The sequence below is a fragment of the Pseudomonas sp. FG29 genome (genome assembly GCF_057809355.1).
On record NZ_JBMDJU010000005.1, the window covers coordinates 43,995 to 60,275 of the forward strand.

Genomic DNA, 16,281 nt, shown 5'->3' on the forward strand with positions numbered 1-16,281 from the left:
CCCTGAACCCCACCGAGGGAATGAAGCCCCTCAACCGACGCCAGGGTTGGTTTCGCGCTTGCCGCTTTTGCGCTTGGCACCACGCCTGCCAGCCACCTCGACCAGACGGCGAAAGGTCGGGCATTCCAGGTGCGAGGGCGCCGGGCAGTCAGCGACATGCCGCAGCGTGTCGCGCAGCGCACTCAGCTCACGGATCTGCCGGTCGATGGCATCGGCCTTCGTGCGGATCAACTCGCGCGGCAGCTCCGGTACGCCGTTCGCGCCAAACATGCCGGCGATCTCCTCAAGCGAAAAACCCGCCGATTTGCCCATGGCGATCAGCTTGAGTTGCAGCAGCACTTCGGCTGGGAACTGGCGGCGCAAGCCGATGCGGGTCACCGAGGCGATCAGCCCGGCTTCCTCGTAGTAACGCAGGGTCGAGGGCTTGAGACCACTGCGTTGCGCGACCTCTCCGATATCCAGAAATTTCATGCTTGACCTCAAGTCGACTTGAAGTTGCAAGCTTCTCACGACCATCAATTTCGGCAAGAGGGCACGGCAATGAACGCGATCGACTCACCATCTTCGAGGCGGACTCAGACAGGCATCACAGTGACTCTGGCGCTGTCGATGCTGCTCGCCTCGCTCGGCACCAGCATCGCCAATATCGCGCTACCGGAACTGGCGGCCGCCTTCCCAGCCCCCTTCGCCCAGGTGCAGGCAGTGGTGGTGGCCTATCTCGCCGCGCTGACGCTATCGGTCGTCAGTGCTGGCCGGCTCGCTGATCGATATGGCGCGAAGAACATCCTGCTGGCCGGCCTTGCCCTCTTCGCCAGCGCCTCATTGCTCTGTGCCCTGGCCCCAAACCTCTGGCTGCTGATCGCCGCACGGGCGCTGCAGGGCATCGGCGCCGCCTTTCTGATGATGCTCGCCATGACGTTGATGCGGCAAACCGCCAGCGCAGCGCGTATCGGGCGCGCCATGGGCCTGCTCGGCACCGTATCGGCTCTCGGCACCGCACTCGGCCCGACACTGGGCGGCCTGCTGATCCCGCTGGCCGGTTGGCGCGCCGTCTTCTGGGTACTGGTGCCACTGGCAGTGCTGGCGCTGATCCTCGCCGTCTCGCTGCTGCCGAACGGCAGCCAGCGCAAGTCGACCCAGCCCTCACGCCTCTGGTCGGTGATCAATCGCGAGTTGCTGCCCAATCTCCTGATCAACTTGCTGGTGGCTGCCGTGATGATGACGACGCTGGTGGTCGGCCCCTTTTACCTCGGTGCCGGTCTCGGCCTGACGGCGACGCAGGTAGGGCTCGTCATGTCGGTCGGGCCGCTGATCTCCATTGTCAGTGGCGTTCCCAGCGGGCAGTTGGTCGACACCTGGGGCAGTCGCCGCGTACTCGTCATGGGGCTCCTTCTGCTGGCTGCAGGTTCGGGGCTGCTGGCACTGCTGCCCAATGCGATCGGCATGGCCGGCTATGTCCTGGCGATCATCGTCCTGACCCCGGGCTACCAGCTCTTCCAGGCGGCCAACAACACTGCAGCACTCGCCCAAACGCCATCGCAACAGCAGGGTACGGTCTCCGGCCTGCTTGGCCTGTCACGCAACCTCGGCCTGATCGTTGGCGCATCAGCGATGGGCGCCGTATTCGCTGCCGCAGTGGGTACGGATGCATTCGCGCTTGCACCGGCCTCGGCCATCGCAGCAGGGATGCGACAGACCTTTCTCCTGGCCGGCGTACTGATGCTCGCGGCGCTGGCCATTGCCTCACGGCAGCAGGCAGCGGATGCACAGCCTCTGTAACGGATAAAGCGAGCGCCTTGATGGGCTCAGCCAGGCCTGGCGGCTGGGCATGTTCGTCACGTCGGCCGGGTTGTCTCGCCAGAACGGGTCGACCTGGCAAGCCCAGAGTGCAAGACTCGCCGCGCCGGTTTGCCATCCGCCCGATGCCGCCCCTGCTTCGTGACCAATCCCCCGTCGTCTCCATCAGACTCACTCGCCGCCCGCTCAATGGAGCCCTTGCATGCTGCCCCTGCCGCTTCCCCGCCACCCTGCTCGTCTTACCCTGCTGACGCTCGCCTGCCTGAGCGCTCACAGCGCCTTCGCCGAAGAGCCCGTGCAGCTCGATGCCCTGCAAGTCAGCGGCGTACGGATGAGTGAAGAGGACGCCGCACGCGAAGACCTCGAGCAGGTGCCCGGCGCCAGCAACCTGGTGGACATGAGCAAGGTCGAACAGGGCCGTGTAGCCGGCGTTGCCGATGTGCTGGCCTACCAGCCCGGCGTCTACGCGCAGTCCCCCGGCAACGAAGGGGTGAAGATCAGCCTGCGTGGCTCGGGCATCAACCGAGGCCCCGGCTCGCACGCCTCCGGTACCCATATCCTGCTCGACGGCCTGCCGCTGACCGGCTCCGGCGGCACGCCCTACGAACTGCTGGAGCCGCTGTGGATAAGTCGCGCCGAAGTATTGCGCGGCGCCAATGGCTTCGAGCGGGGTTCGCTGGCCCTGGGCGGCGCCATCGACTACATCACCCACACCGGCTACACCGCGCCCAAGCTGCAACTGCGCTATGAAACCGGCAGCTACGGCTACCAGAAACGCAACATCGCCTCCGGTCAGGTGCTGGGCGATTTCGACTACTACCTGGCGCTGACCGACAGCCATACCGACGGCTATCAGGATCAGGCCTCCGGCAAGGGCAAAGGCATCGCCGCCAACTTCGGTTATCGGCTCAACGAGAATCTGGAAACGCGCTTCTACCTGCGCTACCGCGAGACCGAGCACGAAACGCCCGGCCGCCTGACCAAGGCCCAGCTCAAGGATGACCCGCGTCAGGCAGTTGCCAACAACCTGCGCATCGACGCCCACCGCGACCAACCCGGCAGCACCTGGCTGGCGAACAAGACCACCTGGCAGATCGACGACGACTCCACCCTGGTCGCCGGACTGGCCTACCACCACTACCCGATGGATATCACCGAGACCTTCTATCGAAGCGGCGCTTATCGCATCCGCGTGGACTACAGCGATATCAGTGGCACGCTGAACTACACCCGCCGGCACAGCTTGTTCGGCCTGAACAGCGTGACCACCCTTGGACTACGCAGCACCACCAACCTGCCGAGCAGCAAATCCAAGGAAACCGTGGCGCTGCCAATCACCGTAACACCGGTTGTTGGAACCCCAGTCACCTATCCAGCCGGTACCCTGATGCGCGACTACGAGCACCTGGGTTCGGACAACGTGCTGCACTTCAGCAACGATACGGAGCTGATGCCCGATCTGTGGCTGACCAGTGGCCTGGCACTGGTCTACACCCGCCGTGAAGCCGAAGTGACCTGGCCGGCCACCGACAACAGGCTCAGCGAACACACCTGGGACTACGCCCCGCGCCTCGGCCTGCGCTATCAGCTCAACCCCGATGTGCAACTGTTCGGCAATATCAGCCGCTCGGTGGAGCCGCCGCATGCCTGGTCGATGCTCTGGAGTTCGCCGCTGCGCTTCCCCACCAGCAACCAGCCATGGAGCAACCGTCAAAGCGCTGCCATCAGCCTGGACAACCAGACCGCCACCACCTTCGAGGTCGGCGGGCGGGGCGAGTCCGCACTGGGCCAGTGGGAGCTGACCTACTACTACTCGCAGGTGCGCCATGAACTGCTCACCGTCGAGATCGAGCCCAACGTCTTCGCCGAATCCAACGCCAGCCCCACCGTGCACCAGGGCATCGAAGCCGGCCTGACCAGCCCGCTATGGCAAGGTGGTGCGGCGGGCGCCCTGAGCCTGCGCCAGGCCTACACCTTCAGCGACTTCCACTACCGCGACGACGACGTATTCGGCGACAACCGCCTGCCCGGCCTGCCGCGCCACTACTATCAGGCCGAGCTGCGCTACGACCACCCGAGCGGCTTCTACGCTGGCCTCAACAGCCAGTACGCCTCCAAGGTGGCGGTGGACTACGCCAACTCCTACTACGCCGATGCCTACGCCACCTTCGGCGCCACCCTCGGCTACGCCTCGCCCAAGGACGACTGGCAAGCCTGGCTCGACCTGCGCAACCTGACCGACAAACGCTATGCCGCCACCGTGACGCCGGGCTATAACGACAACGGCGCAGACACGGCGCGCTCCACGCCTGGTGAAGGGTTTGGGGTGTATACGGGAATTTCTTGGAGTTGGTTGTAAGACAGGGAGAAAACCGATGAAGAAGTTCCTGTATGCAGCACTGGCCTTTTCTTCATTTGCGGCTGGCAACGAACTGCCAGCAAGCATTATCGAGCAGATTCCTGCCGGCTATTCGATGTGGCTTTATGAGTCTGGCGAGCTGGATGGCGACACGCTGACCGATTACCTCGTCGTTGTGCATAACCCCGAAGAAGCGACATTGGCCAAAGAGCAGGAGGCACCACCCCGGCCTCTCCTGGTCTTCACCCAAACAGTGGATGGCACTTACGCGCTGCGTGCTCGCAATGACCAAGTGGTGTTCAAGATAAATGAGGGCGGTCAATGCGACCCGTTTGATGCCGATGCCCAGGGGCTAGCCATCAAACATCGATACTTCACCGTCGAAAACGGTGTTGCCTGCGGTCAGCACTGGACGGACTACCTTACCTTCCGCTACGACCCGGCCTCGAAGGACTGGGTATTTCACAAGCGAATCTTCGAGAACTGGGTTCTGAATAGCAGCCAGGATCCTGATGCCGGTGCGCTGGTTCTCGACGTATACAAAGTCACGACCGCAAAACGCGAAGCACCCGTTCGGTTCGAGGCTTATCGTCCTTAGCGCGTAGGGTGGACAACGCTCTTCTTGTCCACCGCTTCTAACCTCAATTCCCCGCCGCCCCCTCCTTCCTCAGCAGATAACTATCCATGATCCACCCATTGCGCTCCCGCGCTTCGGCGCGGGTGGTGACGATACGTTCGGCCACTTCATCCAGCGGTCCGGCAATGAGGATTTCATCGGCAGTGCCCACGTAAGCGCCCCAGTAGATATGCAGCCCCTGGCCGACGTAGCGGCGGTAGGTGTCCTTGGCGTCGAGCATCACCGCCACGCTGTCCACACCCTGCGGCCAGCCTTCGGCGAGCAGGCGGCCGGTGGTGATTTCCACCGCGCGGCCAATGCTGTTGAGCGGGATGCGGTGGCGTGCGGTCAGCGCCTGCAGGCTGGTGATGCCGGGGATGACGTCATAGGTGAAGTCGCTACGGCGCGCGGCGATGGCGTCGATGATGCGGATGCTGCTGTCGTACAGCGAGGGGTCGCCCCAGACCATAAAGGCCGCCGTTTCGCCATCGGCCATCTGCTCGTCGATCAGTTGCTCGAACACCGCCTGTTTGTCACGGTTGAGCTCGTCGACGCTGGCGCGATAGTCCGCCGCCTCGCGTTCACGCTCCGGCTGCAGGCCTTCGGCGAAGCGCGGGGTGTGGCCGTCGAGAAAGCGCGCGCAGATCTCGCGGCGCAGGGCGTTGAGCTTGTGCTTGGCCGCGCCCTTGTCCATCAGGAAGATAACGTCACTGCGGCGCAGCGCCTTGATTGCCTGGTAGGTGATGTAGTCCGGGTCGCCGGCGCCGATGCCGACCAGCAGCAGGGTTTTCATGGGGTTCTCCAGGTGCGGCCCGGCGCGCCGGGCGCCAGGTCGTCGATATGGTGGTAGTCGGCTTCCAACGCCTGCGCCAGTTGCCGGGCGCGACCCAGGCGGATTGGCGCGCGCTCGGTGTCGAGTAGCAGGGTTGGGCACGGCAGCGGCGCCAGGTTTGGCAGGTCACGCAGGCGACCGTCGGTCAGGATCAGCAGGCGCTGGCGTTCGCTCGGCTTCGCTCGTTGCCGACGCGACAGCCAGTCACCCGCCTGATTCAGCGCATCGAGCAGCGGCGTGCCGCCACCGGCGCCCAGCTCCTGCAACCAGCGGTGCAGCTCGGCACTGGCCTTGCGCCCCTGCCACAGCCATTGCGCTTCGCGGCCACCGGCATGCAGCACGGCCAGGCGCGCGCGCTGGCGATAGGCGCTGTCGAACAGCTCGGCGAGCACGCCCTTGGCCAGGCTCAGGGCGCCATGGCGACGGGTCGAGGCGGAGGCATCCACCAGCACCAGCCACAGCTCGTCGGCCTGCTGGCTGCGCGGGCGCAGCATCAGTTGTTCGCGGCGTTGCGGTCGGCCCTGGCGCAGGGTCGCCGGCCAATCGATACGACCAGCCACACCGCTACGTGCGGCACCACGCAGGCCGCCGCCGAGTCGTCCGGGCCGGTTGCGGGCATCCGCGCCTGTGGCTGTGCGCGGGCGGATGCTCAGGGCTTTTTTGGCCAGCGCGGCGGCACCCGCCGCTCGCCCATGGCCTGCGGCTGCGCCGGCAGCTCGCCCCACTGACCTTCCCCCTGACTCTGTTCCTGCGCCTGTTGCGGCGCCTGGCTCCGCTCGGGCGGCGTGGCAGCCGGCGGCTGTGGCTGGCGACGGCGATGGCGCAGAACGAAGTCTTCCACCGCCTCGATATCCACAGGCTCGATACCCGCCGCGCCACGCCAGGCGGCATGGGCACGGGCGGCGCGCAGCCAGACCAGATCGGCACGCAGGCCATCGACGCCGGCAGCGAAACAGCGCTGGCTGATCTCGCCCAGGGCGGCGTCATCCAACGGGATATCGGCCAGGCGCTGGCGGGCGTTCTGGCAACGGGCCGCGAGGGCAGCCTGCTCGGTTTGCCAGCGCTGCAGGAAGGCAGCGGGGTCAGCATCGAAGGCCAAACGGCGACGGACGATCTCGGCACGCTCGGATGGCTGCGGCTGGCCATCCAGCGCCAGATTCAGGCCGAAGCGGTCGAGCAGTTGCGGGCGCAACTCGCCTTCCTCGGCGTTCATGGTGCCGATCAGCACGAAGCGTGCGGTGTGACGATGGGAGATGCCGTCACGCTCGACATGGTTGATCCCGCTGGCGGCGGCATCGAGCAGTAGATCGACCAGATGATCCGGCAACAGGTTGACCTCATCGACATACAACACACCGCCGTCGGCGCGGGCCAGCAGGCCGGGGGAAAACTGCGCGCGGCCCTCGCCCAGCGCGGCGTCCAGATCCAAGGTGCCGACTATGCGCTCCTCGCTGGCGCCCAGCGGCAGGGTGACGAAGCGACCACCCTCCAGCAGATCGGCCAGGCCACGGGCCAGGGTCGACTTGGCCATGCCGCGTGGGCCTTCGATCAGCACGCCGCCGATGGCCGGATCGATGGCCGCCAGGCACAGCGCCAGCTTCAGCGAGTCAGCGCCGACCACGGCGGCGAGGGGGAAGTGATGTTCGGTCATGGCTCTGGCCTGTGGATAAACATGGTTCCGACGGTAGCCCGGATGAAATCCGGGAATGGCGGTACGGGCAATTGGCGATTGCAGCGGATCAGAGAGATTCCTCCCCTCTCCCATTTATGGGAGAGGGGCCGGGGGAGAGGGTTTATCCAGCGACACCGAGCGACCTGAACCACCCTCTCCCCAGCCCTCTCCCGCAAGCGGGAGAGGGAGCACAACCCCGCCGCACTCAAGCGCTTCATGACTCCTCACTATCGAGCAGCAGGTTTTCCAGCGCTTCGCGGTACTCGCCGGGATTCTCCCACAGGCCGCGCTGCTGGGCTTCCAGCAGGCGTTCGAGGATGTCGTTGAGCGCACCGGGGTTGTGCTGCTGGATAAAGTCGCGGGTGTCCTTGTCGAGCAAGTAGGCATCGGTGAGCAGCGCGTACTGGTGATCGTCGACCAGCTCGCTGGTGGCGTCGAAGGCGAACAGGTAGTCGATGGTCGCGGCCAGCTCGAAGGCGCCCTTGTAGCCATGGCGCTTCATGCCCGCGATCCACTTGGGGTTGGCGGCGCGAGCCCGTACCACTCGGTTCAGCTCTTCCTTGAGGCTGCGGATGCGCGGGGTGTCCGGCTGGCTGTTGTCGCCAAAGTAGCTGGCCACCTTGAGCCCGCGCAGGGTTTCCACCGCTGCCAGCATGCCGCCCTGGAACTGGTAGTAGTCGTTGGAATCGAGGATGTCGTGCTCGCGGTTGTCCTGGTTGTGCAGCACCGCCTGCATCTGCTCCAGGCGCTCGACGAAGCGCTGGCGTGCCGGTGCACCCTCGGCGCCGCTGCCATAAGCGTAACCGCCCCAGTTCAGATACACCTCAGCGAGATCCGCGCGGCTCTGCCACAGACGCTCCTCGATGGCGTTCTGCACCCCGGCGCCATAGGCACCCGGTTTGGCGCCGAACACTCGCCAGCCGGCCTGGCGGCGCGCTTCGGCTTCATCCAGGCCACCGTCCTTGAGTGCCAGCGACTCGCGCCAGACCCGCGCCGACAGCGGGTTCATGTCTTCCGGCTCGTCCAGCTCGATCACCGCTTGCACGGCCTCGTCGAACAGGCGAATCAGGTTGCTGAAGGCATCGCGAAAGAAGCCCGACACGCGCAGGGTGACGTCCACCCGTGGCCGGCCAAGCTGCTCCAGCGGCAATACCTCGAAGCGCTCGACGCGCTGGCTGCCTGGCTGCCACACCGGACGCACGCCCAGCAGCGCCATGGCCTGGGCAATATCGTCGCCGCCGGTGCGCATGGTCGCCGTGCCCCACACCGACAGGCCGAGCTGGCGCAGGTGGTCGCCTTCGTCCTGCAGATGGCGTTCAAGCAGGCGATCCGCCGCCTGCACACCGAGGCGCCAGGCAGTCGGCGTGGGCAGATGGCGCACGTCGACGGTGAAAAAGTTGCGCCCGGTGGGCAGCACATCCAGACGCCCGCGACTCGGCGCGCCGCTCGGCCCGGCAGGGACGAAACGCCCCTCAAGCGCCGCCAGCAAGCCGCCCATCTCGGCGTCGCCGCAGGCATCCAGCAGCGGTGCGATATGCTCGGCCAGGCCGTCGAGGATCAGCGCCACCTCGGCGCCGAAAGCGTCGGTTTGCTCTCCGTTCAGGCGCCGTACGATCAACTCCAGTGCCAACAGCTCCAGGCGCTCACGGGTATCGCCGACGGTACGCCACAGGCTGTTATCCACAGCCTGCAACGCCTGTGGACGTAGCCCTTCCCAGAGCTGGCCCATATCACAGTCCAGCGGATCGAGGCCCAGCTCAAGGCCACGGGCCAGCGCGCGCAGCAGGCTGGCATTGGCGCCCTGGCCATCGCCACGGGGGATACGCAGCAGCGCCAGCAGGGTGTCGCGGCGCAGTTGCCCAGCCGGCGACTCACCGAATACATGCAGGCCATCGCGAATCTGCGATTCCTTGAGGTCGCACAGGTAGGCGTCGAGCTGCGGCAGCCAGCTGTCGGCATCGTCGTTGAGTTGCAGGCCCAGTTCGCGGTCGAGGCTGGCCTCGCGCACCTTGGCCAGAATCTCGCCACGCAGCTCGACGGCGCGACGCTGGTCGAGCTGGCTGGCGTCGTAATACTCGTCAGCCAGGCGCTCGAGATCGCGCAGCGGGCCGTAGCTCTCGGCGCGGGTCAGCGGCGGCATCAGGTGGTCGATGATCACCGCCTGGGTACGCCGCTTGGCCTGCGCGCCCTCGCCCGGGTCGTTGACGATAAAGGGGTAGACGTTGGGCAGCGGCCCGATCAGCGCCTGCGGCCAGCAGCCCTCGGACAGACCGACACTCTTGCCTGGCAGCCATTCCAGGTTGCCGTGCTTGCCGACGTGGATCAGCGCATCGGCAGCGAAGGCCGTGCGCAGCCAGGCGTAGAAGGCGATATAGCCGTGCGGCGGCACCAGATCGGGGTCGTGGTACACCGCCGCCGGGTCGAGCTGATAACCGCGCGCCGGTTGGATGCCGACGAAGGTCAGGCCGAAGCGCAGACCGGCGACCATCATCCGCCCGCTGCGGAACATCGGGTCGGCCTGCGGCTCGCCCCAGCGTTCGCGCACTGCCTGCTGGTTGGCAGCCGGTAGGCTGTGGAAAAACGCCAGGTAGTCGTCCAAAGCCAAGCTCTGCGCACAGGGCCGTGTATCCAGCCCATCGAGATCGTTGGTGACGCCACCGAGCAGGCTGTGGACAAGTGCGGTACCGCTCTCCGGCAGGTTATCCACCGGATAGCCCTGCTGTTGCAGCGCCTGCAGGATATTCAGCGCGGCGGCCGGCGTATCCAGGCCCACGCCATTACCAATACGACCATCGCGGGTCGGGTAGTTGGCCAGAATCAGGCCGATTCGCTTCTGATCGTTGCTTTTGATCGCCAACTGACACCAGTTGCGCGCCATTTCGGCGACGCAGGACATACCCGGCTCGTGCGCCTGGTAGCACACCACATCGCTCTGGCTACGCTCGCTGCGCCAGGCCAGGCCCTTGAAGCTGATGGCAGTGCCGATCAGCCGGCCATCCAGCTCGGGCAGCACCACATGCATGGCCAGGTCACGCGAGCCCAGGCCTTGGGCGCTGGCCTGCCACTGCGTGTGGTTATCCAGCGAACAGATGGCCTGCAGCACCGGGATATCACGGCGAAACACCCGCGCCTGCGGCGCCTCGGGATTGGACAGGGCAAAGCCGGTGGTATTGATGATCAGCGCGGTGCTCGTCTCGTCCAGCCAGGCCTGCACCTGATCCAGGCAGGCCGGTTCCTTGAGGCTGGCCACGGCAATCGGCAGCGGGTTGAGCCCCTGAGCGACAACGTGCTGGCAAAAGGTATCGACGAAAGCGGTGTTCGCCGATTGCACATGGTTGCGGTAGAACAGCAGCGCCACCACAGGCGCATCCGGTTGCCACTGCGCCTGCCAGTCAGCCAGCGCCGCCGGGCTGCGCTGCGGATGATAGAGGCCGACACGCGGCAGCGGTTGCGGCTCCTGCCAGCTGTCATCACGGCCCAGCCAGCGGCTGCCGATGCAGCGAAATAGCTGGCGAGCATTATCCAAGCCGCCCTGGCGCAGGTACTGCCAGAGGCGCTGGCTGTCTTCTCCACTGACGTTGCCGAGCGCATTCAGCTCCGGGTCGGGCTTGTCGTCACCGGGCACCATGATCACCGTAGCGCCGCGCGCGCCCAGTTCCACCAGGCGCTCGACGCCATAGCGCCAGTAACTCACCCCGCCATGCACGGAGATCAGGATGACCTTGGCATGCTGCAGCACCTGCTCGACGTAGAAATCGACCGAGGCGTTGTTGCTCAGTTGCGCCGGGCTGGCCAGGCGCAGGCTGGGGTAGTCGTCCGGCAGTTGCCGGGCGGCTTCAGCCAGCAACGACAGATGCGAATCCCCCGTGCACAGCAGCACCAGCTCGGCAGGCGTCTGGCCAAGGTCGGCGATGCTGTCGGCCGGCAGTTGGGCGCCGGGCTGGGTGCGCAGTAAGTGCATATTCGGCTCTGTGGGAGGGGGCTTTAGCCGCGATTGGTCTTAGCGCCGTAGGGTGGACTCAGTTATCCGGCGGACTGTTCGCTTCGCTCCTGAGCCCGCCCTACGATCAAGTACGCCCTACGCTCTGTATCAAGCCAGCGCCGCTTTCAGCTCGGCCTCGATAGCCGCGCGGTCGAGCTGCTGGCCGATCACCACCAGGCGGCTCAGGCGCGGCTCGTCGGCCTGCCAGGCGCGGTCGAAGTGGCGGTCGAAGCGCTGGCCAACGCCCTGCACCAGCAGGCGCATGGGTTTGCCAGGGATCGCCGCAAAGCCTTTAACCCGCAGAATGCCGTACTTGGCCACTGCGTCCTTCAGCGCGGCCAGCAGGCGCGCCTCCTCTGTTTCCGGTAGTTCCACGTGGAACGAGTCGAATTCTTCGTGATCGTGATCCTCGTCTTCATCGTCATGATGAGTACGGCGACTGTCGATATGCAGCTCGGTCTCGCTGTTCAGGCCCAGCAGCACATCCAACGGCAGTTCGCCGCCGTGCGCCTCGATCACCTTGACCGCCGGCGGTAGTTCTTCGGCCACCTCGGCACGTACGGCGGCCAGCGCCTCGACGTCGAGCAGGTCGGCCTTGTTGAGGATCACCAGGTCGGCGCTGGCCAGCTGGTCGGCGAACAGTTCGTGCAGCGGCGATTCGTGGTCGAGGTTGGGGTCGAGCTTGCGCTGTTCGTCCACCTGATCGGGGAAGGCGGCGAAGGTGCCAGCGATCACTGCCGGGCTGTCGACCACGGTAATCACCGCGTCGACCGTGCAGGCATTGCGGATTTCCGGCCAGTTGAAGGCCTGCACCAACGGCTTGGGCAGGGCCAGGCCGCTGGTCTCGATAAGGATATGGTCGAGGTCACCACGACGCGCCACCAGCTCGCGCATCACCGGGAAGAACTCTTCCTGCACGGTGCAGCACAGGCAGCCGTTGGCCAGCTCGAAGACGCGGCCATTCGCCTCCTCCTCACTGCAGCCGATGGAACATTGCTTGAGGATCTCGCCATCGATGCCCAGCTCGCCGAACTCGTTGACGATCACCGCGATACGGCGGCCGCCGGCATTGGCCAGCAGGTGGCGCAGCAGGGTGGTTTTGCCGGCACCGAGAAAACCGGTGACGATGGTGACTGGCAGTTTGGCGAGGGTTTTCATGGAGGGCCCCGTGGCGTCATTAAGTTCGGCGGACGGGTACGCGCAGGCGGGCACGCAAGAGCGTGCTGGCCGCGTCGGATCACCCCGTCCGAGCATGTGGCTGTGTATCGAGGCAGGTCTCCTGGCTCACGGCTTGCGCTACGCGCATCCCTTCACCTTCCCGCCGATGGCAGTGGTATGTCGAAGGGTTTACGACCGTTTACAGTTGCGGGGGCAGCCAGGGCATCGACCCTGTTCCCTCTTAGCTTCCCGGCGGCTTGCCGGGAAGAACCTCGAAAGCGAGAAGGCTACGCAGGCCGCGGCGGCCGGTCAATCGCGGTTGACCGCTGGCAGGTGTCATGATGAGCTACGCCACCGCTCAGCCCGAATGTCACTCATGTTGCCGACCACCTCCGCTCACCCTTCTGCGATACAAGTCGTTGCCGGGCTGGGATGTCGCCGTGGCTGCAGCCTGGACGAGTTGCTCGACCTGCTTATCCACAGCCTGGCCCGGCATGAGCTGACGGTGGACAACCTCGCCGGCCTAGCCAGCATCGCCCACAAGCGCGACGAAGCCAGCCTGCATGAACTGGCCGAGCATCTGGGCCTGGAGCTGGTGTTCTTCGCCCCCGAGCAACTGAGCACCTATCAAGCCATGACCGCCGGCAGTGCATTGACCCAGGCAGCTACCGGTAGCCCTGCCGTCGCCGAGCCCTGCGCCCTGGCATTGGCAGCGCGCCTGGGCACATCGCCCTGCCTGCTCGGCGAGAAAAACCGTAGTGCCAGCGCCACCTGTGCGCTGGCCTCCTTCGATAGAGAACCTGCATGACCGTCTACTTTATCGGTGCTGGCCCCGGCGACCCCGAACTGATCACCGTCAAGGGACAACGCCTGATCCGCTCGTGCCCGGTGATTCTCTACGCCGGCTCGCTGGTGCCCGAGGCGGTGCTGCAGGGTCACAGCGCCGAACAGGTGGTGAACACCGCCGAGCTGAACCTTGGCGAGATCATCACGCTGCTGCAGGAGACCCATGAACGCGGCCTGGACGTGGCCCGCGTGCACTCAGGCGACCCGTCGCTGTACGGCGCCATTGGCGAGCAGATTCGCGAGCTGCGCGCGCTCGGCATTCCCTTCGAGATCATTCCCGGCGTTACCGCCACCGCTGCCTGTGCGGCGTTGCTGGAATCCGAGCTGACTCTGCCGGGCATCGCCCAGACGGTGATTCTTACCCGCTACGGCACCACTTCGCCGATGCCTGAGGGCGAGCAACTGCATGACCTGGCGCGGCACCGCGCGACCCTGGCCATCCATCTCGGTGTGCGCCATCTGCCGGCCATCGTCGAAGAACTGCTGCCGCACTATGGCGCCGACTGCCCCATCGCGGTTATCCACAGAGCGAGCTGGCCGGATCAGGACTGGGTGCTGGGCACACTGACCGATATCGAAGAGAGGGTCGCCGCCAAAGACTTCCGCCGCACGGCGCTGATCGTGGTCGGACGCGTACTCGATCCAGGTGCCTTCGCGGAATCTGCGCTGTATGACGCAGCGCATCGGCACCTCTACCGTCCCGGCAGTGATTGAACCCTGGCGAGAAACTGTACAAAGCGCTGAAAGCCTTGCTATGTATGGCTTTCAGCGCTTTATCAACAGGATAGAAAGCGACTTATCCAATCACCCTGTGGATAGTGGGCAAGCTGGCGAGCACTTTCTGTACAACTGGCTGTAAGGCCCTATTCGCAAGGGCTTCAGCCAGCTGTCACGAGGATATCCACAGCTTGATCCACGCTAACTGTGAGCAACTGCTCAGAGCTGCACTTCTACCCGTTTGATACCCAAGCCACGCAGCTCGACCATCAGCGCATCCAAACTGGTAAAGGTCTGCACCTGCTCAGCATCGTCCACCAGAAAGAAGCTGCGGCCCGCATCCTTGTTGAAGAACACGATCCATTCGCTGGTATTGGCCGGGTTGACCATGACCTGGGTGTGGAAAACCACGCCATCGGCCAACCGCTCGATCACGTCCTGGCGCTTCATTCGACTGTCACGCTCTTGGCCAGGTTACGCGGCTGGTCGACGTCGGTGCCCTTGAGCACGGCAACGTAATACGACAGCAACTGCAGCGGCACGGTGTAGAGGATGGGCGCGAGCAGGTCGTGGATATGCGGCATGGCCACCACATGGGTGCCCTCGCCATTGCTCATGCCGGCCTGCTGGTCGGCGAAGACGATCAGCTCGCCGCCACGGGCGCGCACTTCCTGCAGGTTGGATTTGAGCTTTTCCAGCAGCTCGTTATTCGGCGCCACCGTGACCACCGGCATGTCGGCATCCACCAGGGCCAGCGGGCCGTGCTTGAGCTCGCCCGCCGGGTAGGCCTCGGCGTGGATGTAGGAGATTTCCTTGAGCTTGAGTGCCCCTTCCATGGCCACCGGGTACTGCGCACCACGACCCAGGAACAGGCTGTGGTGCTTCTCGGCAAACAGTTCGGAGATCTTCTCCACGGTCTTGTCCATGGCCAGCGCTTCGCCCAGGCGGGTCGGCAGGCGGCGAAGCTCGTCCACAAGCTGTGCTTCCAGTGCCTTGTTCAGCGTGCCGTGTACCTGGCCGAGGGCCAGGGTCAGCAGCATCAGGCCGACCAGTTGGGTGGTGAAGGCCTTGGTCGAGGCCACGCCGATTTCCGGGCCAGCCTGGGTCAGCAGGCACAGGTCGGATTCACGCACCAGTGAGCTGGTGCCGACGTTGCAGATCACCAGGCTGGCCAGGTAGCCGCCCTGCCCCGGTGCCTTCTCCTTGGCATTACGCAACGCGGCCAGGGTGTCGGCGGTCTCGCCGGACTGCGAGACGCTGACGAACAGGGTATCCGGCTGCACCACCACCTTGCGGTAACGGAACTCGCTGGCCACCTCGACCTGGCAGGGAATGCCGGCCAGCTCTTCCAGCCAGTAACGGGCGACCATGCCGGCGTGGTAGCTGGTGCCGCAGGCGACGATCTGCACGTTCTTGACCTTGGCGAACAGCTCGGCGGCCTGTGGGCCGAAGGCCTGCACCAGTACGTGATCACTGCCCAGGCGGCCTTCCAGGGTACGTTGTACCACCTTGGGCTGCTCGTGGATCTCCTTGAGCATGAAGTGGCGGTACTCGCCCTTGTCGGCGGCCTCGGCGCCTTCGTGGTACTGCACAGCTTCGCGCTGCACCGCCTGGCCAGCGGCGTCCCAGATCTGCACGCTGTCGCGACGGATTTCGGCGACATCGCCTTCTTCCAGGTACATGAAGCGGTCGGTGACCTGGCGCAGGGCGAGTTGGTCGGAGGCGAGGAAGTTTTCGCCCAGGCCCAGACCGATCACCAGCGGGCTGCCACTGCGCGCGGCGAGCAGACGATCCGGCTGTTTGGCGCTGATCACCGCCAGGCCATAGGCGCCATGCAGCTCGGGAATCGCGGCCTTGAGCGCGACGGTCAGGTCGCCGAGCTGCTGCAACTTGTGATCGAGCAGATGGACGATGGTTTCGGTATCGGTGTCGGAGGTGAAGACGTAACCCAGGCCCTTGAGGCGCTCGCGCAGCTCTTCGTGGTTCTCGATGATACCGTTGTGCACCACGGCCAGCTCGTGCCCGGAGAAATGTGGGTGAGCGTTACGCTCGCTCGGCGCGCCATGAGTGGCCCAGCGGGTATGGGCGATGCCCAGACGCCCAGCCAGCGGTTCGGCCTGCAGGGCGGCCTGCAGCTCGCTGACCTTGCCGACCCGGCGGCGGCGATCCAGCGCGTCCTGTTCGGTCAGTAACGCCACGCCGGCGCTGTCATAGCCGCGATACTCCAGGCGCTTGAGCCCTTCGACCAATACCGGGGTGATGTTGCGCTCGGCGATGGCGCCTACGATTCCGCACATGGTGC

General features: G+C 65.3%; 13 protein-coding genes and 1 riboswitch. Of the genes, 5 read left to right on the forward strand and 8 right to left on the reverse strand.

Features of this window, described 5'->3' with window-relative positions:
• Positions 1 to 30: 30 nt before the first annotated feature.
• Positions 31 to 471 (reverse strand): helix-turn-helix domain-containing protein, encoded by a 441-nt coding sequence (locus tag ACODS1_RS07980; RefSeq protein ID WP_489085212.1) that lies wholly within the window; start codon positions 469 to 471, stop codon positions 31 to 33.
• A gap of 138 nt (positions 472 to 609) precedes the next feature.
• Here ACODS1_RS07980 and ACODS1_RS07985 point away from each other — a divergent pair, with 138 nt between their 5' ends.
• The 3 genes from ACODS1_RS07985 to ACODS1_RS07995 all read left to right on the forward strand — a co-directional run bounded on the left by ACODS1_RS07985 (position 610) and on the right by ACODS1_RS07995 (position 4,754).
• On the forward strand, positions 610 to 1,779 hold the full coding sequence (locus ACODS1_RS07985) for an MFS transporter (protein WP_489085213.1): 1,170 nt from the start codon (positions 610 to 612) through the stop codon (positions 1,777 to 1,779).
• A gap of 220 nt (positions 1,780 to 1,999) precedes the next feature.
• Complete coding sequence (locus ACODS1_RS07990) at positions 2,000 to 4,156, forward strand: TonB-dependent receptor family protein (RefSeq protein WP_489085214.1); 2,157 nt, start codon at positions 2,000 to 2,002, stop codon at positions 4,154 to 4,156.
• 16 nt (positions 4,157 to 4,172) lie between these two features.
• Positions 4,173 to 4,754 (forward strand): hypothetical protein, encoded by a 582-nt coding sequence (locus tag ACODS1_RS07995; protein WP_489085215.1) that lies wholly within the window; start codon positions 4,173 to 4,175, stop codon positions 4,752 to 4,754.
• 43 nt (positions 4,755 to 4,797) lie between these two features.
• Here the strand turns inward: ACODS1_RS07995 and cobF are convergent, their stop codons facing one another.
• The 5 genes from cobF to cobW all read right to left on the reverse strand — a co-directional run bounded on the left by cobF (position 4,798) and on the right by cobW (position 12,416).
• Positions 4,798 to 5,565: a precorrin-6A synthase (deacetylating) gene (gene cobF / locus ACODS1_RS08000; RefSeq protein WP_489085216.1), complete on the reverse strand. Its 768-nt coding sequence runs from the start codon at positions 5,563 to 5,565 to the stop codon at positions 4,798 to 4,800.
• Complete coding sequence (locus tag ACODS1_RS08005) at positions 5,562 to 6,272, reverse strand: vWA domain-containing protein (protein WP_489085343.1); 711 nt, start codon at positions 6,270 to 6,272, stop codon at positions 5,562 to 5,564. Before ACODS1_RS08005 ends, cobF begins: the two co-directional genes overlap by 4 nt.
• A complete protein-coding gene (locus tag ACODS1_RS08010; protein ID WP_489085217.1) occupies positions 6,254 to 7,255 on the reverse strand; it encodes a magnesium chelatase ATPase subunit I in 1,002 nt (333 codons plus the stop codon). Before ACODS1_RS08010 ends, ACODS1_RS08005 begins: the two co-directional genes overlap by 19 nt.
• Before the next feature lie 235 nt (positions 7,256 to 7,490).
• Positions 7,491 to 11,237, reverse strand: coding sequence for a cobaltochelatase subunit CobN (gene cobN, locus ACODS1_RS08015; RefSeq protein ID WP_489085218.1), 3,747 nt, complete (start codon positions 11,235 to 11,237; stop codon positions 7,491 to 7,493).
• A gap of 129 nt (positions 11,238 to 11,366) precedes the next feature.
• Entirely contained in the window at positions 11,367 to 12,416 is a 1,050-nt protein-coding gene (gene cobW, locus ACODS1_RS08020; RefSeq protein WP_489085219.1) for a cobalamin biosynthesis protein CobW, read from the reverse strand.
• Positions 12,417 to 12,510: 94 nt separating this feature from the next.
• A riboswitch (cobalamin riboswitch) is annotated at positions 12,511 to 12,706 on the reverse strand.
• An 86-nt stretch (positions 12,707 to 12,792) separates the two neighbouring features.
• On the opposite strand from cobW, the gene ACODS1_RS08025 reads away from it, so the two are divergent.
• Together ACODS1_RS08025 and cobM are read left to right on the forward strand one after the other, a co-directional pair.
• Positions 12,793 to 13,224, forward strand: a complete 432-nt coding sequence (locus ACODS1_RS08025) for a cobalamin biosynthesis protein (RefSeq protein ID WP_489085220.1) — start codon at positions 12,793 to 12,795, stop codon at positions 13,222 to 13,224.
• Complete coding sequence (gene cobM, locus ACODS1_RS08030) at positions 13,221 to 13,976, forward strand: precorrin-4 C(11)-methyltransferase (protein WP_489085221.1); 756 nt, start codon at positions 13,221 to 13,223, stop codon at positions 13,974 to 13,976. The genes ACODS1_RS08025 and cobM overlap by 4 nt, the downstream gene beginning before the upstream one ends.
• Positions 13,977 to 14,198: 222 nt before the next feature.
• Here the strand turns inward: cobM and ACODS1_RS08035 are convergent, their stop codons facing one another.
• The gene (locus tag ACODS1_RS08035; RefSeq protein ID WP_119692619.1) at positions 14,199 to 14,429 is read right to left on the reverse strand and encodes a hypothetical protein; all 231 of its coding nucleotides are present in this window, start codon (positions 14,427 to 14,429) and stop codon (positions 14,199 to 14,201) included.
• The gene (glmS, locus tag ACODS1_RS08040) at positions 14,426 to 16,276 is read right to left on the reverse strand and encodes a glutamine--fructose-6-phosphate transaminase (isomerizing) (protein ID WP_489085222.1); all 1,851 of its coding nucleotides are present in this window, start codon (positions 16,274 to 16,276) and stop codon (positions 14,426 to 14,428) included. The genes ACODS1_RS08035 and glmS overlap by 4 nt, the downstream gene beginning before the upstream one ends.
• Positions 16,277 to 16,281 lie beyond the last annotated feature (5 nt).

Bases quoted from the DNA above. Each gene is read 5' to 3' on its own strand.
- ACODS1_RS07995 (WP_489085215.1), top strand. From the start codon at position 4,173: ATGAAGAAGTTCCTGTATGCAGCACTGGCCTTTTCTTCATTTGCGGCT.
- ACODS1_RS08035 (WP_119692619.1), bottom strand. From the start codon at position 14,429: ATGAAGCGCCAGGACGTGATCGAGCGGTTGGCCGATGGCGTGGTTTTC.
- cobF (WP_489085216.1), bottom strand. From the start codon at position 5,565: ATGAAAACCCTGCTGCTGGTCGGCATCGGCGCCGGCGACCCGGACTAC.
- ACODS1_RS07980 (WP_489085212.1), bottom strand. From the start codon at position 471: ATGAAATTTCTGGATATCGGAGAGGTCGCGCAACGCAGTGGTCTCAAG.
- glmS (WP_489085222.1), bottom strand. From the start codon at position 16,276: ATGTGCGGAATCGTAGGCGCCATCGCCGAGCGCAACATCACCCCGGTA.
- ACODS1_RS08025 (WP_489085220.1), top strand. From the start codon at position 12,793: ATGTTGCCGACCACCTCCGCTCACCCTTCTGCGATACAAGTCGTTGCC.
- cobW (WP_489085219.1), bottom strand. From the start codon at position 12,416: ATGAAAACCCTCGCCAAACTGCCAGTCACCATCGTCACCGGTTTTCTC.
- ACODS1_RS07990 (WP_489085214.1), top strand. From the start codon at position 2,000: ATGCTGCCCCTGCCGCTTCCCCGCCACCCTGCTCGTCTTACCCTGCTG.
- ACODS1_RS08010 (WP_489085217.1), bottom strand. From the start codon at position 7,255: ATGACCGAACATCACTTCCCCCTCGCCGCCGTGGTCGGCGCTGACTCG.
- cobN (WP_489085218.1), bottom strand. From the start codon at position 11,237: ATGCACTTACTGCGCACCCAGCCCGGCGCCCAACTGCCGGCCGACAGC.
- cobM (WP_489085221.1), top strand. From the start codon at position 13,221: ATGACCGTCTACTTTATCGGTGCTGGCCCCGGCGACCCCGAACTGATC.
- ACODS1_RS07985 (WP_489085213.1), top strand. From the start codon at position 610: ATGCTGCTCGCCTCGCTCGGCACCAGCATCGCCAATATCGCGCTACCG.